Annotated in this window: 19 protein-coding genes; 8 read left to right on the top strand and 11 right to left on the bottom strand. The window is 74.3% G+C overall.

Annotated elements, in window-relative coordinates; translation table 11 throughout:
• Positions 1-3: 3 nt before the first annotated feature.
• The gene (ybeY, locus tag CFP66_RS27480) at positions 4-540 is read right to left on the bottom strand and encodes an rRNA maturation RNase YbeY (RefSeq protein WP_094928073.1); all 537 of its coding nucleotides are present in this window, start codon (positions 538-540) and stop codon (positions 4-6) included.
• A gap of 89 nt (positions 541-629) precedes the next feature.
• Between ybeY and CFP66_RS27475 the strand changes: the two genes are divergently transcribed.
• Positions 630-1,862: a D-arabinono-1,4-lactone oxidase gene (locus CFP66_RS27475; RefSeq protein WP_094928072.1), complete on the top strand. Its 1,233-nt coding sequence runs from the start codon at positions 630-632 to the stop codon at positions 1,860-1,862.
• 240 nt (positions 1,863-2,102) lie between these two features.
• Here the strand turns inward: CFP66_RS27475 and CFP66_RS27470 are convergent, their stop codons facing one another.
• Positions 2,103-3,266: a PhoH family protein gene (locus tag CFP66_RS27470; protein ID WP_094928071.1), complete on the bottom strand. Its 1,164-nt coding sequence runs from the start codon at positions 3,264-3,266 to the stop codon at positions 2,103-2,105.
• 24 nt (positions 3,267-3,290) lie between these two features.
• On the opposite strand from CFP66_RS27470, the gene CFP66_RS27465 reads away from it, so the two are divergent.
• The 3 genes from CFP66_RS27465 (at position 3,291) to CFP66_RS27455 (ending at position 8,872) form a co-directional block, all read left to right on the top strand.
• Complete coding sequence (locus tag CFP66_RS27465; RefSeq protein WP_094928070.1) at positions 3,291-6,308, top strand: glycoside hydrolase family 38 C-terminal domain-containing protein; 3,018 nt, start codon at positions 3,291-3,293, stop codon at positions 6,306-6,308.
• 130 nt (positions 6,309-6,438) lie between these two features.
• Positions 6,439-8,352: a VWA domain-containing protein gene (locus tag CFP66_RS27460; RefSeq protein WP_158228235.1), complete on the top strand. Its 1,914-nt coding sequence runs from the start codon at positions 6,439-6,441 to the stop codon at positions 8,350-8,352.
• Positions 8,353-8,440: 88 nt separating this feature from the next.
• Positions 8,441-8,872: a nuclear transport factor 2 family protein gene (locus tag CFP66_RS27455; protein WP_369805177.1), complete on the top strand. Its 432-nt coding sequence runs from the start codon at positions 8,441-8,443 to the stop codon at positions 8,870-8,872.
• A gap of 22 nt (positions 8,873-8,894) precedes the next feature.
• On the opposite strand, the gene CFP66_RS27450 is transcribed toward CFP66_RS27455, so the two are convergent.
• Genes CFP66_RS27450 through CFP66_RS27430 form a run of 5 tightly spaced genes read right to left on the bottom strand, consistent with a single transcriptional unit; the run spans position 8,895 to position 14,650 of the window.
• Positions 8,895-10,529: a thiamine pyrophosphate-binding protein gene (locus CFP66_RS27450; protein WP_094928069.1), complete on the bottom strand. Its 1,635-nt coding sequence runs from the start codon at positions 10,527-10,529 to the stop codon at positions 8,895-8,897.
• Complete coding sequence (locus CFP66_RS27445; protein WP_094928068.1) at positions 10,526-11,287, bottom strand: cyclase family protein; 762 nt, start codon at positions 11,285-11,287, stop codon at positions 10,526-10,528. The genes CFP66_RS27450 and CFP66_RS27445 overlap by 4 nt, the downstream gene beginning before the upstream one ends.
• Before the next feature lie 41 nt (positions 11,288-11,328).
• A complete protein-coding gene (locus CFP66_RS27440; RefSeq protein ID WP_094928067.1) occupies positions 11,329-13,008 on the bottom strand; it encodes an AMP-binding protein in 1,680 nt (559 codons plus the stop codon).
• Positions 13,005-13,820, bottom strand: coding sequence for an alpha/beta fold hydrolase (locus tag CFP66_RS27435; RefSeq protein WP_094928066.1), 816 nt, complete (start codon positions 13,818-13,820; stop codon positions 13,005-13,007). The genes CFP66_RS27440 and CFP66_RS27435 overlap by 4 nt, the downstream gene beginning before the upstream one ends.
• The gene (locus tag CFP66_RS27430; RefSeq protein ID WP_158228234.1) at positions 13,817-14,650 is read right to left on the bottom strand and encodes a MaoC/PaaZ C-terminal domain-containing protein; all 834 of its coding nucleotides are present in this window, start codon (positions 14,648-14,650) and stop codon (positions 13,817-13,819) included. Before CFP66_RS27430 ends, CFP66_RS27435 begins: the two co-directional genes overlap by 4 nt.
• Positions 14,651-14,742: 92 nt before the next feature.
• Here CFP66_RS27430 and CFP66_RS27425 point away from each other — a divergent pair, with 92 nt between their 5' ends.
• Positions 14,743-15,369: a TetR/AcrR family transcriptional regulator gene (locus CFP66_RS27425; protein ID WP_094928064.1), complete on the top strand. Its 627-nt coding sequence runs from the start codon at positions 14,743-14,745 to the stop codon at positions 15,367-15,369.
• Between the two features lie 76 nt (positions 15,370-15,445).
• Positions 15,446-16,777 carry an MFS transporter gene (locus tag CFP66_RS27420; protein WP_094928063.1) on the top strand — a complete coding sequence of 444 codons (1,332 nt, stop codon included), beginning with the start codon at positions 15,446-15,448 and terminating at the stop codon, positions 16,775-16,777.
• Between the two features lie 12 nt (positions 16,778-16,789).
• On the opposite strand, the gene CFP66_RS27415 is transcribed toward CFP66_RS27420, so the two are convergent.
• From CFP66_RS27415 to hrcA, 4 genes are all read right to left on the bottom strand, one after another.
• Positions 16,790-17,644 carry a S9 family peptidase gene (locus tag CFP66_RS27415; RefSeq protein ID WP_233159759.1) on the bottom strand — a complete coding sequence of 285 codons (855 nt, stop codon included), beginning with the start codon at positions 17,642-17,644 and terminating at the stop codon, positions 16,790-16,792.
• Positions 17,645-17,968: 324 nt separating this feature from the next.
• Positions 17,969-18,712 (bottom strand): 16S rRNA (uracil(1498)-N(3))-methyltransferase, encoded by a 744-nt coding sequence (locus CFP66_RS27410; protein WP_094928061.1) that lies wholly within the window; start codon positions 18,710-18,712, stop codon positions 17,969-17,971.
• A gap of 10 nt (positions 18,713-18,722) precedes the next feature.
• Positions 18,723-19,886, bottom strand: a complete 1,164-nt coding sequence (gene dnaJ, locus CFP66_RS27405; RefSeq protein WP_094928189.1) for a molecular chaperone DnaJ — start codon at positions 19,884-19,886, stop codon at positions 18,723-18,725.
• A gap of 62 nt (positions 19,887-19,948) precedes the next feature.
• Positions 19,949-20,968, bottom strand: a complete 1,020-nt coding sequence (gene hrcA / locus CFP66_RS27400) for a heat-inducible transcriptional repressor HrcA (RefSeq protein ID WP_094928060.1) — start codon at positions 20,966-20,968, stop codon at positions 19,949-19,951.
• 129 nt (positions 20,969-21,097) lie between these two features.
• Here hrcA and CFP66_RS27395 point away from each other — a divergent pair, with 129 nt between their 5' ends.
• Together CFP66_RS27395 and CFP66_RS27390 are read left to right on the top strand one after the other, a co-directional pair.
• Complete coding sequence (locus tag CFP66_RS27395) at positions 21,098-21,679, top strand: ASCH domain-containing protein (RefSeq protein WP_094928059.1); 582 nt, start codon at positions 21,098-21,100, stop codon at positions 21,677-21,679.
• Positions 21,680-21,686: 7 nt separating this feature from the next.
• A complete protein-coding gene (locus CFP66_RS27390) occupies positions 21,687-22,616 on the top strand; it encodes a LysR family transcriptional regulator (RefSeq protein WP_198961708.1) in 930 nt (309 codons plus the stop codon).
• The last annotated feature ends 10 nt before the right edge of the window (positions 22,617-22,626 follow it).

Raw genomic sequence — 22,626 nt, 5'->3', positions numbered from 1 at the left:
GGTTCAGCCGTCCTCGAGCCCGGCCGTGCCGAGCACGGCGGCGTCGCTGCGCTGCTGCGCCGCCCGGGCCGCCGCCTCCCGGCGTGCGGTGCGCCAGTCGGCGAGCAGCTTGTTCTGGAGCGCGAACATCTCCCGCTCCGCGTCGGGCTCTGCGTGGTCGTAGCCCAGCAGGTGCAGCACGCCGTGCACCGTGAGCAGGTGCAGCTCGTCGGCGAGGCCGTGGCCCGCCTTGCGCGCCTGCGCCTTGGCGAACTCGGGGCAGAGCACGATGTCGCCCAGCAGCGCCGGACCGGTCTCGGGCGCGTCCGGACGCCGCGACTCCTCGGCCAGCTCGTCCATCGGGAACGACAGGACGTCGGTGGGGCCCGGCTCGTCCATCCAGCGCTCGTGCAGCTCGCTCATGACCTCCTCGGTCACGACGAGGATGGACAGCTCCGCGGCGGGGTTGACGCGCATGGCGTCGAGCGCCGAGCGCGCCACGGAGGCGATCAGCGACTCGTCCACGGGTACGCCGGACTCGTTGCAGACCTCGATCGACACGCGTTTCCCCTGCTCATTCACACCGACGACAGCACACCTGACGCCAGGACCAGAGTAGACCGTGACACCCGGTGGGTAGGTTCGCGGCCATGGTCACCGCGAACTGGGCAGGCAACGTCGTCTTCTCCTCCCGGGCGACCCACCACCCGACGTCGGTCGCCCAGGTGCAGGAACTGGTGGCCGGCAGCGACCGGGTGCGGGCATTGGGCTCCGGGCACTCGTTCAGCCGCATCGCCGACACCACCGGTGATCACGTCTCGCTCGCCGGGCTCCCGCCGGTGTGCGAGATCGACCGCGATGCCGCCACGGTCACCGTCTCCGGCGGGCTGCGCTACGGGGAGATCACCTCGCAGCTGCACGAGGCCGGGTTCGCGCTGCCCAACCTGGGTTCGCTGCCCCACATCGCGGTGGCCGGGGCGTGCGCCACGGGCACGCACGGCTCGGGGCAGGCCAACGGGTCGCTCGCCACGGCCGTGTCGGCCGTCGAGCTGGTGGGCGCCGACGGCGAGCTGCGCACGGTGCGCCGCGGTGACCCCGACTTCGCGGGCTCCGTCGTGGCGCTCGGCGCGGTCGGCGTCGTCACGGCGCTCACGCTGGACCTGCGGCCCACGTTCGACGTCCGGCAGTACGTGTACGAAGGCCTGGCCCTCGACGACGCCGAGGAGGCCCTCGCCGCGGCCTACAGCGTCAGCCTGCTCACCCGATGGAAGGGCGCGGGGTTCGAGCAGGTGTGGCTCAAGCAGCTCTCCGGCGAGCCCGAGCCGGCCGTGCGCCTGCTCGGCGCCACCCGCGCGCCCGCCCCCGTGCACATGGTGCCCGGGGTCGACCCGCGGCACTGCACGCCGCAGCTCGGCGAGCCCGGCCCCTGGCACGAGCGCCTGCCGCACTTCCGGCTCGCGTTCACCCCGAGCAGCGGCGACGAGCTGCAGTCGGAGTACTTCGTGCCGCGCGCGGCCCTGCCCGACGCCCTGCGCGCCGTCGACGCCGTCCGCGAGAAGGTCGCCCCGGTGCTGCAGGTGTCGGAGATCCGCACCGTGGCCGCCGACGACCAGTGGCTCTCCCCCGCCGAGGGCCGCGACTCCGCCGCGCTGCACTTCACCTGGGTGCCCGACACCGCCGCCGTGCTGCCCGCCGTGGCCGCGCTGGAGAACGCGCTGGAGCCGCTGCGCACCCGGCCGCACTGGGGCAAGGTCTTCGGCACCGCACCGGCACGCGTCGCCGCGCTGTGGCCGCGGATGGCCGACTTCAGCGCCCTCGCCCGCCGCCAGGACCCCACGGGCAAGTTCCGCAACGCGATGCTGGACACCTACGTGCCGCTCTGACCGTTCGTTCCCGAACCGGTCCGCGGTGATCGATCTGATCAGCACCTGGGTGCGGGTGCTTCGACGGTGGCGTACTTGTCGGGGTGATCAGGGCCGGGTGATCGGTCCGAGACGTACGTTCCGGCGCCGATCACCGCACTGGCGCACGCCTCGCCGCGATCACGTGTCGGTGATCGCCGCGGGGCGCACGTCAGCGTCGTGTCGGCGGCGCTCCTGTGCTTCTCGGAAGGATCAGCCCGCTCAGCGGCGGCTGCGGCGCCGCTGGTCCTGCGGCGGGCCGTTGCGCGGCGCCGCCGACCTCAGGTTGGGCCGCTCGTTGTCGGCGTCCCAGCGGGCGTAGGCGTCGACGATGTCGGCCACCAGGCGGTGGCGCACCACATCACTGCTCGACAGCTGGGAGAAGTGCACGTCGTCGACCCCGCCGAGGATGTCGCGCACGACGTTGAGCCCCGAGCGGGTACCGCCGGGCAGGTCGACCTGCGTGATGTCACCGGTCACCACGATCTTCGAGCCGAAGCCGAGGCGGGTGAGGAACATCTTCATCTGCTCGGGCGTGGTGTTCTGGGCCTCGTCGAGGATGATGAACGCATCATTCAACGTCCTGCCGCGCATGTACGCCAGCGGCGCGATCTCGATCGTTCCCGCGGAGATCAGCTTCGGGATCGACTCCGGGTCGATCATGTCGTGCAGCGCGTCGTACAACGGCCGCAGGTAGGGGTCGATCTTCTCGAAGAGCGTGCCGGGCAGGTAGCCCAGCCGCTCCCCCGCCTCGACGGCCGGGCGCGTGAGGATGATGCGGTTGACCATCTTCGCCTGCAGCGCCTGCACGGCCTTGGCCATGGCGAGGTAGGTCTTGCCGGTGCCGGCGGGCCCGATCCCGAAGACGATGGTGTGCGCGTCGATCGCGTCGACGTAGCGCTTCTGGTTGAGGGTCTTCGGGCGGATGGTCTTGCCGCGCCGCGACAGGATGTCGAGCGAGAGCACCTCGGCCGGAGACTCCCCGATGCGGGCGCGCTCGTCGGCCTCGCCGTCGCCGAGCATCTCGACGGTGCGCCGCACGGCGTCGCTGGACACCTGCTGGCCGCGCTCGGCGAGCATGATCAGCTCGGTGAACACGCGCTCGGCGAAGGCCACGTCAGCCGGGGCGCCGGTGAGGGTGAGCTCGTTGCCGCGCACGTGGACGTCGGCCTCGAGCATGTCCTCCGCGGTGCGCAGGCTCTCGTCGCGCGAACCCAGCAGCGCGAGCAGAGCGGCGTCCGGAACGGCCATGCGGGACTGGACGGGATCCGGATGGGTCAAGGGGTGTGCCGCCTGCTTCCTGTCTCTGCTGGTGGGACCCCTCGATGCTACCGCCTCCCCCCGACAGCACGCCGCCCGTTTCGGGCCACACCCTTGACAGAGCATTTAGTCCACCGATTGGATTAAAACGTGCATGACGACTCGAACCTGGTCCTCCAACGGGTCGCGCGGTTCGTCCGCGAACGGCTCCACCCCGCCCTGTACCGGGAGCGCGTCCCGGTCGAGGTCACGGCCTGGACGGCGCCCGGCGAACCGGTGCCGTTCGCCGAGGCGGTGCGGCAGGAGTTCACGCCGTTCGCCGTCGGCTCGCCGTGGGGACGGCCATGGGGCACGGTGTGGTTCCGCGTCACCGGCACCGTGCCGGCCGGCTGGACCGCCCCCGGCACCCGCCCCGAACTCGTCCTCGACCTCGGGTTCGCCGGCGCGCAGCCCGGCTTCCAGTCCGAGGGGCTCGCCTACACCCCCGACGGGCACGTGGTGGCGGCCGTCGAGCCGCTGAACTCCCACGTGCCGCTGGCCGGTGGGGCGGGCTCGGCCGTCGACCTGTACGTCGAGGCCGCGTCCAACCCGGGCGTCGCCAAGAACTGGACCTACGCGCCCACCCCGATGGGCGACCTCGCCACCGCGGGGGAGGACCCGATCTACCGGTTCGAGAGCGCCGACATCGCGCTGCTCGACACGGTGGTCTGGGAGCTGAACCAGGACTTCTGGACCCTCTCCGGCCTCGTCGCCGAACTGCCCGCGGACCTGCCGCGGCGCGCCGAGGTGCTGCGCGCGCTGGAACGGGCCGTCGACGCCGTCGACCCCGAGGACGTGACCGGTACCGCGGCCGCCGGCCGGGCCGAGCTGGCCGTCGTGCTGGCCTCCCCCGCCTGGCCCAGCGCGCACCGCCTGCACGCGGTCGGGCACGCCCACATCGACTCGGCCTGGCTGTGGCCGGTGCGCGAGACCGTCCGCAAGGTGGCCCGCACCTTCGCCAACGTGCTGGACCTGATGGACGTCGACGACGAGTTCGTCTTCGCCGCGTCCTCGGCCCAGCAGTACGCGTGGCTGCAGGAACACCAGCCGGAGCTGTTCGAGCGCGTCAAGCAGCGCGTGGCCGAGGGCCGGTTCGTGCCGGTCGGCGGTATGTGGGTGGAGTCGGACACCAACATGCCCGGCGGCGAGGCGCTCGCCCGCCAGTTCGTGGCCGGCAAGCGGTTCTTCATCGAGCAGCTGGGGGTCGAGCCGGAGGAGGTGTGGCTCCCCGACTCGTTCGGCTACTCGGCCGCCCTGCCGCAGCTGATCAAGGCAGCCGGTTCCCGCTGGTTCCTCACGCAGAAGATCTCGTGGAACGAGACGAACGTGATGCCCCACCACACGTTCCGCTGGGAGGGCATCGACGGCACCCAGATCTTCACCCACTTCCCGCCCGTCGACACCTACAACTCGGAGCTCTCGCAGCACGAGCTGCACCGCGCGCAGCGCCAGTACGCGGAGAAGGGACGCGCCAACACCTCGCTCGTGCCGTTCGGCTGGGGCGACGGCGGCGGCGGGCCGACCCGGGAGATGCTGGCCGCGGCGGCGCGGACGAGGTCGCTCGAGGGCTCGCCGTCGGTGCGGGTCACCACGCCCGCAGAGTTCTTCTCCACCGCCGAGACCGAGTACCCGCGCCCGCCGATCTGGTCGGGCGAGCTGTACCTGGAGTTCCACCGCGGCACCTACACCTCGCAGGCGCGCACCAAGCGCGGCAACCGGCGCAGCGAGCACCTGCTGCGCGAGGCCGAGCTGTGGGCCGCCACCGCCGCCGTCCGGGCCGGGCTCGCCTACCCGGCCGACGTGCTCCAGCGCTGCTGGCACACCGTGCTTCTGCAGCAGTTCCACGACATCCTGCCCGGCACCTCGATCGCCTGGGTGCACCAGGAGGCCGAGCGCAACTACGGACGCGTCGCCGAGGAGCTGGAGGGCGTCATCGCGCGCTCGCTCGCGGCGCTGGCCGGTGACGGCGCAGGCGAGGTCGCGGTGAACGCGGGCCCGTACGCGCGGCACGGCGTTCCCGCGCTCGGCGGTGGGGCGAGTGCCGCCCCGGCCGACGAGGTCCGCGTCTCCGAGGCCGCGGGCGCCACGGTGCTGGAGAACGCGCAGGTCCGCGCCGTCGTCGACGATCGCGGCCTGCTCACGTCGGTGCGCGACCTCGGCGCCGACCGCGAGATCGTGCCGCCCGGCGCGGCGGCCAACCTGCTGCAGCTGCACCGCGACACCCCCACGAAGTGGGACGCCTGGGACATCGACGAGCACTACCGCCGCCACGGCCGCGACCTCACCGAGGTCGCGGAGCTGGCGGTCGTCGAGCGCGGGCCGCAGCACGCCGCCGTGCGGATCGTGCGCAAGCTCGGCGCGTCGACGATCACGCAGGTCGTGTCGCTCGACGCCGGTTCCGCGTCGATCGACATCGACACCCACGTCGACTGGCACGAGCGGCAGAAGCTGCTCAAGCTCGCCTTCCCGCTCGACGTGCACGCCGAGCGGGCCAGCTCGGAGATCCAGTTCGGGCACCTGCACCGCCCGATCCACACCAACACCTCGTGGGACGCGGCACGGTTCGAGACCGTGGCGCACCGCTGGGTGCACGTGGGCGAGCCCGGCTACGGGGTGGCCGTGGCCAACGACGCCACCTACGGCCACGATGTCGGCCGCTCCACCCGCGCGGACGGCGGGACCACCACCGTCGTGCGGCTGTCGCTGCTGCGCGCGCCGGTGTTCCCGGACCCCGAGGCCGACCAGGGCGAGCACCGGCTGCGCGTGTCGCTGCGGGCGGGCGCCACGATCGCGGACGCGGTGGCGGAGGGCTACCGGGTGAACCTGCCGCTGCGCACCGTGCCCGGCACGGCGGAGATCGCCCCGCTGGTGTCGGTGGACTCCCCCGCCGTCGTCGTCGAGGCCGTCAAGCTCGCCGAGGACGGCAGCGGCGATGTGGTCGTGCGGCTCTACGAGGCGCACGGCGGCCGTGCGTCCGCGCGGGTGACAGCGGGCTTCGAGCACACGGGGGTGGTCGAGACCGACCTGCTGGAGCGCCCGCTGGCAGAAGCGGCGAGCCTGTCGGCCGACGGCACGCGACTGGACCTGCGCCCGTTCCGGATCGCCACGCTGCGCTACCGCCGGAGCTGACCTGCAAGATCGTCGGTATCGGTTGCCCATTGCTGTGATCACGACAATGGGCAACCGATACCCAGCGGTAGCTCCATCGGGTGATGGTCGACGGAGGGAGTGGTCACCGCGGGTGGAAGAGTGTCCCCCCGTGATCGCTGCAAGGTCGACGTCGAGCATCGCCGCCCTCGTCGCGCTGTTCGCCGTCCTGTGCGTACTGCCGGCCGCTCCCACCGCGCACGGGCAGGAAGGACCCGACCGCCTCGAGCTGGCGCCGACCATGCTCGTCCTCGACGCCTCCGGCTCGATGACCGGCGCGGACCCGGCGGGCGGCACCAAGATCGACGCTGCGAAACGCGCGGTGAACGCGCTCGTGGACGCCGCGCCGGACGGTGCGCCGGTCGGCCTCGCCGCGTACGGCACGCAGACCGGCAACTCGGACGCCGAACGCGACCGGGGCTGCCAGGACGTCGAGGTGCTGCAGCAGCCGGACCCGATCGACAAGGCGGGCATGCGCGCGGCGGTGGACGCTCTCACGCCGCGCGGGTACACGCCGATCGGCCGTTCGCTGCAGGTGGCGGCGGAGCAGCTGCCGCAGGAGGGGCCCCGCTCGGTCGTCCTCGTCTCCGACGGTGAGGACACCTGCGCGCCGCCGGAGCCGTGCGAGGTCGTGCGCACCCTCGCCGGGCAGGGCGTGGACCTCGTCGTCCACGCCGTCGGGTTCGGCGTCGACGCCCCGGCCCGTGAGCAGCTGTCCTGCATCGCGCAGGAGACCGGGGGCACCTACACCGACGCGCCCGACGCCGACGCGCTGCACCGGGTGCTGCCCCGGGTCACATCGGCGGCGCTGCGCAACTACGAACCGGCCGGCACGCCGATCACCGGCACCGCGACCCCGGCCACCGCGCCGATGGCGGCTCCCGGCCAGCACCTGGACACGATCGGCCAGAAGGAGAAGCGCTACTACGCGGTGGACGTGCCGCAGGGCGCCACGGCGTACTTCAGCGCCACCGTCTCCTTCCCGCGCCTGTCGGGCATCAACGTGCTCGACGACTTCAACGGCCTGCAGTTGCGCACCTACGGGGAGGCGGACGACGACTGCAACGAGTTCGAGAGCGCGCAGACCAACAACTCGAGCGACGGCGCCGCGCTCACCGTGTCCACCACGTGGGACGGCGCCACCGAGGAGGACACGGGCAGCGCGTCCGGCGACCGGTGCAAGGGCGCGGGCCGCTACACCTTCGCCCTGGAGTGGACGCGGGTGTCGGCCGGGGTCCCGGAGCGCCTGCCCGTCGAGCTGCTGGTGGGTGTCGAACCCGGCGTCGTCGACGGCGGGCCCGTCGCGGTGCTGCCCGAGGCCGAGCTCACCGAGTCGACGTCGCCGCCCCGCGCGGTCACCGGCGGCGGCTCGTTCAACGTGGCCGGCACGCTGGAGGGCTCCGGCAGCTACACCGACACGCTGCAGCGCGCCGAGTTCGTCTTCTACCGCGTCCGGCTGGACTGGGGGCAGGGACTGGCCTACCGCGTCCGCTTCGGTGAGACCCCGGGCCGCGGGGTGGACAACATCTCGGCGGTCGAGACCCACCTCTACACACCCACCCGCGAGGAGATCGAGTCGGGCTTCACGTCCTACACCGGCACCAGCCAGGTGCTGCCCTCCAACGACCCGGCCCTCGCCACCGTCCCGGTGCGGTACGGCAACCGCGATGCCGACGTCGTCGCGGTCCGGCCCCAGAGCCTTCCCGGCTGGTACACGATCGCCGTCCACCTCGGTGCGACGGTCGGCGGCCGCGGTGCGGCCCCGGTGCCGATCCAGATCGACCTGTCCGTGACCGGCTCCCCCGAGCCCGGTCCGCGCTACGCCGACGGGACGGCGACCTTCGGCGGCGGGCGGGCCCCCGCTGCGGAGCCGGACGGCGCAGCGGCGCCCGACGCCGTGGCCGCCCCGGACGCGGCCGCGACCACCACGTCGGTCGCCCCGGCCGTCTGGGCGATCGCCGGCGCCGCGATCGCGCTCGTGGTCGTGGGTATCGTCCTCGCCCTCCGGGCCCGGCGCCGCTCGTAGGGCGCAGCCCGCCGCACCGGCGGACGTGGTCGACTGCGCGTCCGATCACCGCCAGCACCCGACCGTCGCCGACACGCACGATGACCGGGTGACGACCACGACTGATGCCCTGACCGTGCTCAAGGGCATGTACGCCGCCGAACAGCAGTACCTCGACGCCGGCGGGCCGGGGAGCGCGAGTTTCGCCCCGCTCGCCCCGTTCTTCGCCCCTGACGTGGTGCTGCACCAGGCCGCGGGACTGCCCTTCGGCGGTACCTGGCGCGGCCACGACGGGATGGAGCGGTTCTTCGTCGCGATGAGCGCGGCGTGGGAGTCGTTCACGATGTTGGAGCAGGAGTTCCACCCCGCGGGCGACGTGGTCGTGGTGCGCACGCAGGTGCGCGCCACCGTCCGTGGGTCCGGGAGGGAGCTGGAGTTCCCGATCCTGCAGTCCGTCCGGGTCGTGGACGGCCGGATCACCGAGGTGTGGCCGTTCTACTGGGACACCGCGGAGATCGCCGCAGCGGCCGCCACCGCATGATCGCGAGCATCGGTCGCGGTCCTCAGTGGCCGCGGAACGCCTCCGCCAGCCACCATGCGCCGCCGTCGGAGGCGACGCGGGCGTGCACCAGCAGCGGGTTCGTGCGCGGGCCGGCCAGCCAGCGCGACACCCCCTCGAGGTCGGCGGGCGCGTTCACGGTGACGGCCTCGAAGCCGTAGCCGCGGCCGATGGCGGCGATGTCGGTGTCCGGGAAGACCACGGTGGCGTGGTCCCCGCCCTCGAAGTGGTGCACCTCGGCGCCGTAGGCGCGGTCGTCGTAGACGACCACGACCATCGCCAGCCCGAGCCGCACCACCGTCTCCAGCTCGGCGGCGGCCATCAGGGCGCCGCCGTCACCGAGCGCGGCGACGGCGAGCCGGTCCGGGCGGGCGCAGGCGGCCCCGATCGCCGTGGCCAGCCCGAGCCCGATCGACTGGAAGCCCTGCGTGAGGCAGTAGCCCTGCTCGTCGGGAACGCGCAGGTAGGCGCTCGGGTAGCCCATGAAGTTGCCGGAGTCGACGGCCACGGTGCGCTCGGCGGGCAGCAGGTCGTCCAGCGCGGCCGAGAGCGTGCGCGGGTCGATGCCGTCCGGCCCGGTCAGGTCCTCGTAGGACTCGGTACGCCAACGGGCGCGCTCGGCGATCGCGGCGGCCACCTCCGGCGTGCGGTAGCCGGTGCGCTGTCCCCCCAGCGCGGCGCGCACGTCCACCGCGGTCGCCGCGACGTCGCCCAGCACGCCCAGGTCGACGGGGCGGTGCGCGCCGATCGCGTCGGCGTCCAGGTCGACCTGCACGACCGCGGCGTCCGGACCGATGAGCGCGCCGTGGCGCATCGTCCACATGTTCAGCGCGCAGCCCCAGCCGACGACGAGGTCGGCGCCGGAGATCAGCTCGGCGGCCAGCGGCGAGGCGAAGCCGCCGGAGATCCCGAGCGACCACTCGTCGCCCTCGAACAGCCCCGCCGCGACGGCCGAGGTGGCGAGCAGCGCCCCGGACGCCGCGGCGAGCGCGCGCAGCTCCTCCCGCGCGCCGCGGGCGCCGCGACCGGCCACGAACACCGGGCGCTGCGCCGCGGCGATCCGGGTGGCGAGCGCGTCCACGGCCGCCGTACCGGGCCGTACCGGCGCGAGCGCCGGCAGCGCGGGCACCGGCCCGGCCTCCGCGGGGGATTCCTGCACGTCCAGGGGCAGGTTGAGCACCACGGTCCGGCGCTGCTCCACGGCGGTGCGGTACGCGCGCACGACGTCGGCCTGCGCGGTGGCCGGGGTGTGCACCCGCTCGGGGACCGCGCCCACCGCACGCGCCAGCGCGTCCTGGTCGATGTGAAAGTTCGAGCGCACGGCCCCCGCACCGGTGTCGGCGGCGAGCACGAGCAGCGGGCTGCGGCTCTTCGCGGCCTCGGTGATCCCGGTCAGCGCGTTGGTCAGGCCGCAGCCCTGGTGCAGGGTGACCACGCCGACGCGCCCGCTCGTGCGGGCGTAGGCGTCGGCCATCGTCGCGGCGCCGCCCTCGTGCCGCGCCGCCACGTAGGGCACGCCCGCCGCGCGCAGCGCGTTCGTGACGTGGAAGTTGCCACTGCCGACCACCCCGAACGCGTGCCCCACGCCGAGGTCGGCGAGCGTGCGCCCGACGAGCTCGGCGACCGTGCCTCCGCTCACCTCTCCACCAGCGCCAGGACCCGCGCCGGGCTCCCGGACCCGCCGACGATCGGCAGGGGTCCTGCGACGACCACGGCGCCGGTCGGCGGCAGCTGCGCGAGGTTCTGCAGCTGGGTGAGGCCGTACTTGCCGGCGCCGAGCAGGAAGCTGTGGCAGGGGAACGGCGGGTCGAAGCCGGGGGCGGCCCCCGCGTCGGTGCCGACGGTCTCCACGCCGATCCCCAGCACCGGCGACTCCTCGGCGAGCCACTTGGCGCACTCGACCGAGATGCCCGGGGTCGCGCCCGCGTTGGCGAAGGCCTCCGCGTCGGTGCTGCGGGCGTCCCAGCCGGTGCGGTAGAGCAGCCACCCGCCCTCGGGCAGCGGGCCGTGCTCGGCCTCCCACGCGCGGACGTCGTCGACCTCGAGCAGGAAGTTCGCGTCCTCGGCGCAGCGCTGCGACACGTCGATCACCGCGGCGGGCGCGAGCAGCTTGTGCGCCGGGACCTGCGCGATGTCCTCCCCGTCCTTGCCGCTGACCCAGTGCACGGGCGCGTCGAAGTGGGTGCCCGTGTGCTCGGAGGTCGTGATGTCGTTCCAGTACCAGGCCGGGCCGCGCTCGTCGTAGCGGCTGATCTCGGTGAGCCCGAACGCCGACGCGTTGGCGAACGGCGCCGGCAACTCCAGTACGGGTGTGCCGCTGTGCAGCGGCGCGGTGAGGTCGACAACCGTGACGGTGCGCTCCCGGAGCGCGGAGAGCAGGTCGGACAGCACGGACACGGGGCCTCCCGGCGATGGACGAACGGCACGTCGGTACCAACCTATGGGACGAAAGGGCCGCTCGTACCACCTTCCGCGGCGTTCCGTGCCCACTCCCGCAGCGTCGCCGCGCGGATCTTGGTCCCGTTCGTGCCCGTCGTCGTCGGCATCTCCGCCACCACGTGCACCGCGTCGGGCACCTTGAACCGTGCTAGCGCCGCTCCGCACCAGGCGCGCAGCTCCTCCGGATCGGGTGCGGCGTCCGGCTCCCCGACGACGAAGGCGATCGCCCGGGTGGCGCCGTCGGCGCCGTCGATGCCCACGACCTTGGCGGTGTGGACGTCCGCGTGCGCCGCGAGCCGGAACTCGATCTCCGCCGGGTCGACGAGGAATCCGCGCAGCCGCAGCGCGTCGCCCATCCGGCAGACGTAGGTGAACGCGCCGTCGTCGACGAGCACGCCGAGGTCGCCGCTGCGGAACCAGCCGTCGCCGGTGAACGCCCGGCCCGCCGCGTCCGGGTCGCCCAGGTACGCGTCGACCACGTTCGGGCCGCGGAACTGCAGCTCACCCTCCGCGCCGGGGGCGAGCACCTCCTCGGTGACGGGGTCGGCCACCCGTACCTCGATTCCGGGGTGCACGACCCGGCCACCGCCGTCCCAGCGCCCGGGCTCGGGCTCGTCGGCCGGCCAGAAGGAGGTGAGCGCGAACACCTCGGACGAGCCGTAGACACCGGTCGTGGCGGTGCCGAAGGCGTCGCGCGCCCAGACCGCCAGCTCCCGGGAGCGGCCCTGGAAGTCGGCCACACCGCACCACCGCCACGCCGACAGGTCACGGGTGCGGGCGCGCCACCCCTCGTGCAGCCGCAGCAGCAGATCGTCGCCACCCACCACGTGCGTGACGCGGTGCGCGGCCATGTCGTCGAGCACCGCGTCGGCGTCGAACACCGGCTCCAGGACGCACACCGCGCCGGCGGCGAGCGCGGCCATCGCGGTGTTGTAGCCGAACACGCCGGACAGGGGCAGCGCGCAGAGCACGGCGTCGGGCCCGGTGATCCCGATGGCCGCGGCGTCGGCGACGGCGTGCGCGAGCACACCGGCACCGCGGTGCGCGGCGAGCTTGGGCATCCCCGTGGATCCCGAGGTGGTGAACGCCACCGCGAGCGCGTCCGGGTCGGACGGGTCCGGCTCGGCAGCCTCACCCGGCTTCACCGCCCAGGCCCCGCCACCGACGTCGACCGCCGCCGGATCGCCGGTCGGCCCGCCCGGACCCGGCACCGGGACGACGACCGGCGGCGCGACCTCGGCGAGGGCCACGGCCGCGCGCAGCCGGTCGTGCAGGTCGAGCCCGTGGAAGCCGTGGGCGAGCGCCACGATGCGGGGCCGGGCGCGCCGCAGCACGTGCGCGACCTCCTCCACGTTGTAGCGGGTGTTCACGCCGATGACGTGCGCGTTCCGCGCGGCCACCGCGAACTGCCACACGAGCGCGTCGCTCCAGTTCGGCAGCCAGACCGCCACGCAGTCGCCGCGCCCGACCCCGACGTCGGCCAACTGCGCGGCCAGCGACGCGACGCGCACGACCAGCTCGCCACGGGTGACCGGCAGGTCCGCCCCCTCGGGCCCCTTGTCGATCGCGACGACCGCGGTGGGGTCCACCCGCGCGAGCCGGAGCACGAGGTCGGGCAGGTCGCGCGGGGCCGGACCGGTGGCGACGGGGTGCGGGGGCACGGTGCGCGGCGCGTTCATCGCACCGCCAGCTCGCGCAGCCAACCGTCGAGCACGGCCGCGAAGTCGGGGATCTCCTCCATCGGGTAGTGCCCGACGCCGTCCAGAACGCCGGCCCGGGCGCCCGGGATCCGGTCCGCGGCCCACCGCACGGCGTCCGGGTCGAGCCACAGGTCGTCCGCACCGACGACGAGATACGCCGGGCAGTCGATGCGCGGCAGGGCCTCGCGCAGGTCGTGCGTGGTCCAGCCGATCAGGTCGGAGGTGGACACCGCGGGGTCCTCCCGCCGGTGCATGGTGGCGATCAGGTCGGCGCGCGCGGCCGGCACCGAGCTCCCGAGGACGGCGAGCGTGCCCAGGTGCGTGCGGTCGGTGCGGCTGGGCGCGGCGACGTCGGCGAGCTCGCGGCGCAGCCCGGAGACGCTCGGCCGCCCGCCCGTCCACGCGTCGGCCGCCATCGCGACGACGCCGGCGAGCCGGTCGCCGAGCCGCGCCGCCACGTCGAGCGCGATCTTGCCGCCGATCGAGCAGCCGACCACGACGGGCCGCTCGAGGCCGAGCCGCTCGATCAGCGTGACGCACCAGGCGGCGTAGTCCCCGAGGTCGGTGACCGGGCCGCCGGGCGCGGGCTCGGAGCGCCCGTGCCCGGGCAGGTCCGGCACGACCACGCGGTACCCGCGGCGCGCGAGCGGCCCGGTGACGTGGCGCCACTGCACGCCACTCTGCCCCGCGGTGTGCAGGCACAGCACGGGGGTGCCGGTGCCCGCCCGCTCGACGAAGGCGTTGCAGCCGCCGATCTCGACGTACCCCGCCTCGACCGTCTCCTCGATCATGCGGCGGTCTCCTCCCCCGCCCGGGCGAGCGCCCGCGCGGCGTCGACGAGCAGGCTCAGCGGGCGCGTGAGCCGCAGGTACTCGTACCCGTTGCCGCGTACGGCGAACGCGCCCGTCATCGCGCGGCGCACGAAGTCGTTCGTCCCGGACTCGACCAGCTCGGTCCAGGTGAGTTCGTCCGCCTCCACCGTGAACGTCGCCCCGAGCGCCGAGCGCCCGGACACCTCGATCACCGCGCCGCGGTAGATCCGCAGGTGCACCTCGTGGTCACCGGCGCGCAGCCCGATCGTGCCGTCCCACCCGGCGAGCGCCTCGGCGAACACCGGGCCCAGCCGCGCGGCGAGCGCCTCGCCCCAGGCGAGGGTGCCGAAGTCGCGCGCGACCGGGTCCGGCCCGGCGCCCCGCGCGGCGAGCAGCACCGCGGTGGTGCCTTCCTGGACCACCGCGCCCTCGTCGTCGACGAGGCGCATGTACCGGGTGACGACGCCGCGGTCACCGCGGCGGGTGCGCCGGCAGCGCACCACGGTCATCTGCAGGCGCAGCACGTCGCCGACGTGGATCGGGCGGCGGTAGTGCCAGTGGGTGTCCAGCAGGCCGAGCACGGAGTCGCCGGCGAGCCCGAGGCCCTGCAGCAGGCCCATCGCGACGGCGGGCCCGAACGGCCCTTGCAGCACCGGCGGCCCGCCGCCCCGGTAGCCCGGGTCGGTGTGGATCGGGTGGTCGTCACCGCTGAGGCGCGTGAAGTCGGCCAGGTCGGCGGTGGTGACGGTGCGCGCGCCGCTCGTGAAGCGCTGACCGACGGCGAAGTCCTCGAAGTACCGGTCCGTCACCCGCGACTCCTCCGACATCGACGAACGAACGTTCTTGTCATCGACACAACCACCGCTGCGCCCGCGGCGTCAACCCCGGTAGCCTGGCCGGCATGAACGATCGTTCCCCGCCCGCGCTCATCGTCGACACCGGGCGGCGCAACGAGGCGGCGATCCTCAACGCGGCGCTCGCCGCGTTCGGGGACAAGGGGTTCAACGGCGCGTCGATGCGCGACGTGGCCCGCGGGGCCGGCACCAGCCTGTCCAACCTCTACAACTACTTCCCCTCGAAGTCCGGCCTGCTCGCGGAGGTGCTGCGCCGCGCCAACGAGGAGCTCTACGCGCGCGTGCGGCAGGCGGTGGCCGACGCCGGCGACGCCGCGGGGCCACGGCTGCGCGACGCCGTGCGCGCCTACGTCGGCTTCGTCGTCGACCACCAGGTCGCCGCGGTCGTGGCGATCAGCGAGGTGCGCTACCTGACGGGGCCCGACCGGGAACGCCTGGTCGCGGCGCGCGACAGCACGGAGGGGGTGTTCGCCGAGATCGTCGCCCAGGGCGCGGACGACGGCGAGTTCCGCACGCCCTACCCCGCCGACGCCGCGCGCAGCATCGTGTCGCTGTGCTCGTCGGTGTCCACCTGGTACCGGGCCGACGGCAGGCTCTCCCGCGGGCAGGTCGCCGAGCAGCACGCCCGCTACGCGCTGGCGCTGGTCGAGGCGCCGCTCGCCGGCACCGCCTGACCGACCTCCCTTGTGACACGCACCGGCCCCGGCTAGCGTAGGAACGATCGTTCGTACCTGACCCGGGGGATCGCCGATGATCCAGCAGAACGCCGCTCCACATCGTCCGCCGACGCGGATGGGACGGCTCGCCGCGGCCGCCGTGTTCGCCACTGCGCTCGAGTGGTTCGACTTCCTCATCTACGCCACCGCGGCCGCACTCGTGCTCGGTCCGCTGTTCTTCCCCACGGCCAGCCCGGTGGCGGGCACCCTGGCCTCGTTCGCGACCTTCGCCGTCGGGTTCATCGCCCGGCCGCTCGGCGGGATCATCGCCGGGCACGTCGGCGACCGGTTCGGGCGCAAGCCCCCGCTCGTCGCCTCGATGCTGGTGATGGGAGTGTCCACGTCCGCCATCGGCCTGCTGCCCGGCTACGCGACCATCGGCGTCTGGGCGCCGGTGCTGCTGGTCGTCGCGCGGCTGGTGCAGGGGCTGGGCGTCGGCGCGCAGTGGGGCGGCGCGGCGTTGCTGCTCACCGAGCACGCCCCGGTGGAGCGGCGCGGCTTCTACGGAAGCCTCGTCCAGACCGGCGCGATCTTCGGAGCCGTGGCGGGCAACCTGCTGTTCCTGCTGCTCACCGCGAACCTGTCGGAGCAGCAGTTCGTGGCCTGGGGCTGGCGGGTGCCGTTCCTCACCGGCCTGCTGCTCGTGGTGATCGGCATCTACGTCCAGCTCAAGATCGAGGACACGCCGGTGTTCCGGGCGATGCAGGCGCAGTCGGCGGCCTCGAAGCAGGCGGCCGGGCTGCGCAAGGCCCCGCTGCGCGAGGCCGTCCGCACGCACTGGCGCGAGATCCTGCAGGCCGCAGGCGCGTTCTTCGTGGTCAACGCCGTGTTCTACATCCTCATCAGCGGCCTGCTCGACTACGGCACCACCGAGGTCGGGCTCAGCCGCACCGAGATGCTGCTGTGCGTGATGGCCGCCGGAGCGACGCAGGTGGTCACCATCCCGCTGTTCGGCGCGCTGAGCGACCGGTGCGGGCGCCGCAGGCTCTACCTCGTCGGCACGGTGCTGATGGCGGTCTACGCGTTCCCGATGTTCTGGCTCATCGACACCGGCTCGGTGCCGCTGGTGCTGCTCGCCCTGCTGATCGGGTTCACCATCCACGCCACGATGTACGGGCCGCAGGCCGCGCTGTACGCCGAGATGTTCCCCGCCGACGTCCGCTACTCCGGCGCCTCCCTCGGCTACCAGTTCGCCTCGGTGTTCGCCGGTGGGCTCGCCCCGTTCCTCATGACGGCGCTGCTGGCCGCGACGGGCGCCGCGTGGTCGGTCTCGCTCTACATCGTGGCGGCCTCCGCGGTCACCTTCGTGGCGGTGTGGTCCATCCGCGAGGTGTTCCGCCGGGACCTGTACGCGACGTCGCGCTGAGCGCCCTGTTCGTCATGCCAGGAGGCGCTCCACCCCGTCCCGGCAGGCCCGCCACGCCTCCGTGTCCGGGTCGATCACGGCGAAGTGGTCGGCGCCGGGCAGCGTCACCAGTTCCGCGGCGTCGCCCGCCGCCGCCACGAACCGCTCGCTCTGCCGGATCGGCACGTTGGCGTCGGCGGTGCCGTGCACGCACACCACGGGCACGCCGAGCGGGAGCCGGGCGATCGGCGAGGCGAGGGCGTAGCGGTCCGGCAGCTCGTCCGGGCCCCCGCCGAGCAGGTCCGACGCCGCGCCGCTGCCGACGCCGCGCTGCTCGGCGTCCACCAGGTCGAGCACGCCCGCCTGGCTCACCACGCCCCGCAGCCGCACGGCCGGTCCCGCGCCGGGGGCGCCCTCGGGGAGTCCCGGGCGGGCGGCGAGCCAGGTGCCCAGGTGCCCGCCCGCCGAGTGCCCGACGGCGACGACGCGGTCCAGCGGCAGCCGCCCGCCCGCCGCCTCCTGGACGGGCCCGGCGAGCAGGTCGACCGCGGTGGCGACGTCCTCGAACGTCGCCGGCCAGCCGCCGTCGCCGCCGACCCGGCGGTACTCGACGTTCCACGCGGCGAGCCCGGCGTCCGCGAGGTCCGCCGCGAGCGGGCGCCCCAGTTCCAGACCGCGGGCCTGCCGCCAGAACCCGCCGTGCACCACGACGGCCACCCCGCGCGGCGTACCGGCGGGCAGGGTCAGCTCGCCGAACTGGCTGGGGTGCTCGCCGTAGGCGATGCGCCGGGCCCCGGGGCCCGACGGTGACCCGAGCGAGCAGGCGCCGAGGACGGCGGGCAGCGCGAGAGCGGCGGCGATCCGGAGCAGGGCGTGGCGACGCGGCACGGGGGCGAGCATGACAGGTGTTCGGCGCGCGGCGGGTCATCGGTTGCCGTCGTCGGGTCACCACGCCGCGGTGAACGTGGGGGGGACACCCACCGCGGCGTGGCTCCGCCGGGCGAGGGGGACTCTCCGACGGCCCCGTGGGTGCGAACACCCGCGGTACGAGGCGGGCCGCCCATGGCCCGACCACGGGGAACGGTACTCGCGCGCAGTGCCCCACAACCCCGTTCTCACCCGGATGACGACGGGGAGGAGCCCAGTCCGACCGGTCCGGACGACGTGCGTGCCCGATCGGACGCCGGTCCCGGCGCTACCCAGGAGCAGCGATCATGGTCGGCCCCAGCGACCGGTCAGCACCCCCAGCGCACCCAACGCCACGGCGGCCGCCGTGGAGGCCCGCACGACCTCCGGGCCCAGACGCACGGTGCGCGCGCCCGCTGCGACCAGCACGTCGATCTCCTCGTCGGTGACCCCGCCCTCCGGTCCGACCACGAGCAGCAGTTCGCCGTCCGCCGGGAGCGCGACGTCCGCGAGCCGCTCGGAGGCGGCCTCGTGCAGCACCAGTGCGGCGCCGGTGGTCCCCACCCGGCGGGCGAGCGCGGCGGTCGTGACGGGCTCCTCGACGACCGGCAGCCACGGCCTGCGGGCCTGCTTCGCGGCCTCGCGCGCGGTGGTGCGCCAGCGGGTGAGCGCCTTCTCCCCGCGCGGGCCCGCCTCCCAGCGGGCGACGCAGCGCGCCGCGCGCCACGGCAGGACCGCGTCCACGCCCGCCTCGGTGGCGAGCTCGACCGCCAGCTCGCCGCGGTCGCCCTTCACCAGGGCCTGGGCCAGCAGCACCCGCGGTGCGGGCGGCGCGGCGTCGGCGCGCTCGGTGATCGTGAGTTCGACGGTGTCGCGGCCCGCGGCCTCGACCACGGCGTGCGCGAGCCCGCCCCGGCCGTCCGACAGCAGGACGACCTCGCCCGGCCGCAACCGCTTGACGGTGGCGGCGTGGCGGCCCTCGGCGCCGTCGAGCCTGGCCGGACCCGCACCGGGCAGCGGGTCGAGCAGGAACAGGGGCGCGGTGCTCACGACCGCGCGGTCATCGGCCGAACGAGTCGCGCAGCCGGGAGAAGATGCCGTGCCCGTTGCGGTTGCCGCCGGCCAGGTCGGGCTGCTCCTCGCCGCGCAGCTCGGCGAGCTGGCGCAGCAGCTCGGTCTGCTTGGCGTCGAGCTTGGTGGGGACGGCGACGTCCACGTGCACCATGAGGTCGCCGTGGCCGTCGACCCGGCCGGTGGAACGCAGCCGCGGCATCCCCTTGCCGCGCAGCGTGCGCACGGTGCCGGCCTGCGTGCCCGCGTCCAGGTGCAGTTCCTCGGTGCCGTCGAGCGTGGGCAACGGCAGGGTGGTGCCCAGTGCCGCGGCGGTCATCGGCAGCTGCACCGTGCAGTGCAGGTCGGCGCCGTCGCGCGTGAACAGCTCGTGCGGCTCCTCCTCCACCTCGACGTACAGGTCGCCCGCCGGGCCACCGCCGGGCCCGACCTCGCCCTGCCCGGCCAGTCGCACGCGCATCCCGTCGGCCACACCGGCCGGGATCCGGACGCTGACGGTGCGCCGCGAGCGCACCCGACCGTCGCCGCCGCACTGGCGGCACGGCTCGGGGATGACCTCCCCGAACCCACGGCAGTTGGGGCAGGGCCGCGAGGTGACGACCTGGCCGAGGAAGGAGCGCTGCACGCTCTGCACCTCGCCGCGGCCGTTGCAGATGTCGCACATCGTGGGCGTGCTGCCCGGCGCGCACCCCGAACCCGTGCACTCCGAACAGAGCGCGGCGGTGTCGACCGTGAGGTCGCGGGTGACGCCGGTGGCGCACTCCTCGAGCGTGAGCTGCATCCGGATCAGGGCGTCGGCGCCCGGCTGGATGCGGCTGCGCGGGCCACGGCCGCGACCACCGCCCTGGCCGCCGAAGAAGGCGTCCATGATGTCGCCGAAGCCGAACGCGCTGAAGGGGTCGGCCCCGCCCGCGCCACCGCCGCCACCGCCGCCGTTGCCCAGCGGATCGCCGCCCAGGTCGACGATGCGTCGCTTCTCCGGGTCGGTCAGCACCTCGTAGGCCGCGCTCACCTCGCGGAAGCGCTCCTGCGCCGCCGCGTCCGGATTCACGTCGGGGTGCAGCTCACGCGCGAGCCTGCGGTAGGCCCGCTTGATCTCGTCGGGACCGGCGTCGCTGTCGACGCCCAGTATCCCGTAGTAGTCGCGTACCACGTGCGCGTTCCCCATGGTCCTTCTCGCTCGGTCGTGCTCTTCCGCTCGGTCTGCCGCGGCTCCTACCGCCCGGCCAGGATCTCACCCACGTACCGGGCCACCGCGTGCACCGCCGCGATCGAGCCCGGGTAGTCCATTCGCGTGGGGCCGACCACGCCCATGCCGCCCAGCACCGTGCCGGGCCCGTAGCCGATCGTCACCACGGAGGTGTCGCGCATCTCCTCGGCCTCGTTCTCCTCGCCGATGCGGATCGTCACCAGACCCGGGTCCTGCGAGGACGCCAGCAGCCGCAGCACCACGACCTGCTCCTCCAACGCCTCGAGCACCTGCCGCAGCGAGTGCGGGAAGTCGGCGACGTTGCGGGTGAGGTTGGCGGTGCCGCCCAGCAGCATCCGCTCCTCGGGGTGCTCCACGAGCGTCTCGATGAGCACGGTGGACACCGAGACGACGATGTCGCGCAGCTCCGCGGGCGCGCTGGTGGGCAGCTCGGCCACGGCGGCCGAGGCCGCCGCGAGGGGCCGGCCCACCAAGGCGCCGTTGACCAGCCTGCGCAGCTGCGCGACCGAGTCGTCGGACACCACGTCACCGAGGTCGACGACGCGCTGCTCGACCCGACCGCTGTCGGTGATGAGCACCAGCATCAGCCGGGCCGGCGTGAGCACCACGATCTCGCAGTGGCGCACGGTGGAGCGCGTGAGCGTGGGGTACTGCACGACGGCCACCTGGCGGGTGAGCTGCGCGAGCAGCCGCACGCTGCGGCGCAGCACGTCGTCCAGGTCCACCGCCCCGTCGAGGAAGGCCTGCACGGCGCGGCGCTCGGCTCCCGACAACGGCTTGACCTGCGCCAGCCGGTCGACGAACAGCCGGTAGCCCTTGTCGGTGGGCACCCGGCCGGCGCTGGTGTGCGGCTGGGCGATGAGCCCGTCCTCCTCCAGCACCGCCATGTCGTTGCGGACCGTGGCGCTCGAGACGCCGAGGTTGTGCCGATCGACGATCATCTTCGAGCCGACCGGCTCGTGCGTGTTGACGTAGTCGGCGACGATGGCCCGCAGCACGGCGAAGCGGCGCTCGTCAGCGTTCACGGCAGCGCTCCTCCCGGTGGATGTGTGCGGACTTCCCCCAGTCTATGTGTTCGGGCCGCGCGGGCGGGCCGACGTCGCCCAAGGCCCGCTCCCCCGCCGGAGCGATCGAACACGAGGCACGATGTGCGTGTGCAGATCCGCCGCCCCGTGCTCGATGCCATCGCCGCAGGCACCGTGACGCTGGCCTTCCGGCGCTGGGACCGCCCGCGCGTGCGTCCGGGCGGTACGCAACGCACGCCGGTGGGCGTGCTGGAGTTCACCGCCGTCGATCCCGTGGACGAGGCGGATCTCACCGCTGAGGACGCCCGCGCCGCCGGGTTCGCCGATCTGGCCGCCCTGCGGTCGGCCCAGAGGGGATCGACGCAGCGGGGTGAGGGGCAGCTCTACCGGATCACCGTCCGGCCGGCCGGGCCGGACCCGCGCGTGGCGTTGCGCGCGAAGCGGCGGCTGTCGCAGGCCGAACGCGCCGAGCTCGACGTCCGGCTCGCGCGCATGGACCGCGCCTCGGCCCACGGCCCGTGGACGGCGGCGGTGCTGGGCCTGATCGCGGACAACCCCGGCGTGCGGGCGCCGGACCTCGCGGCGCGGATGGGCCGCGAGACCCTGCCGTTCAAGCGCGACGTGCGCAAGCTCAAGGAACTGGGCCTGACCGAGAGCCTCGAGGTCGGCTACCGGATCTCGCCGCGCGGCCGGGCCTACCGGCGGGGGTGAGCAGGTACTGCTGCGTCAACTCGAGTACCTCAGCGCCCTCGCGCGCGAGGGCCACTTCGCCCGGGCGGCGGCGACCTGCCACGTGTCGCAGCCCGCGCTGTCGGCCGCCCTGCGCCGGTTGGAGTCCGACCTGGGCGTGCAGATCGTGCGCCGCGGGCGCCGCTTCGGTGGCTTCACCCCCGAGGGCGAGCGGGTGGTGGTGTGGGCGCACCGGATGCTGGCCGACCGCGACGCGATGCGCCAGGACCTGGACCGGATGGCGGGCGGGCTGACCGGGGTGCTGCGCATCGGGGCGATCCCGACGGCCCTGACCGTCGCGCCCCTGCTGACGGCACCGTTCTGCGAACGCCACCCCGACACCCGGGTCACGCTGGAGTCGCTGTCGTCGCGGGCGATCGTGCAGCGGCTCGCCGAGTTCGACCTCGACGTGGGCATGACCTACATCGACGGCGAACCTCTCGGCGCCGTGCGCACCGTTCCCCTGTACGAGGAGCGCTACCTGCTGCTGACGCCCGCAGGCTCGCCGCTGGCCGAGCGCGACTCGGCGGGCTGGGCCGAGGTGGCCGACGAGCCGCTGTGCCTGCTCCCACCCGTGATGCAGAACCGGCGCATCCTCGACCGCAACTTCGCAGAGGCCGGGGTCACGGTGGTGCCGCGGATCGAGGCCGACGCGGTGTCGGTGCTCTACGGGCACGTCGCCACGCACCGGTGGTCCACCGTGGTGGCGCACGGGTGGCTGCACATGTTCGGCGTGCCCGACGGGATGCGGGTGGTGCCGATGGAGCCCCCGGCCCGCAGCCACCAGATCGGGCTCGTGCTCGCCGACCGCGACCCGGTGTCGCTGCTCGCGCGGGCCCTGCTCGACGTCGCGGGCGACGTGGACCTGCGTGCCGTGCTCGACGCCCTGCGCCGCCGCCACCTGCGGCCGAACCCCTGACGCGCCGTCG

Origin of the sequence: Pseudonocardia sp. MH-G8 (genome assembly GCF_002262885.1) — a bacterium.
GTDB lineage: Bacteria > Actinomycetota > Actinomycetes > Mycobacteriales > Pseudonocardiaceae > Pseudonocardia.
The sequence above is the reverse complement of the archived record's forward strand: the minus strand, read 5'-3'. Positions and strand labels throughout refer to the sequence as shown.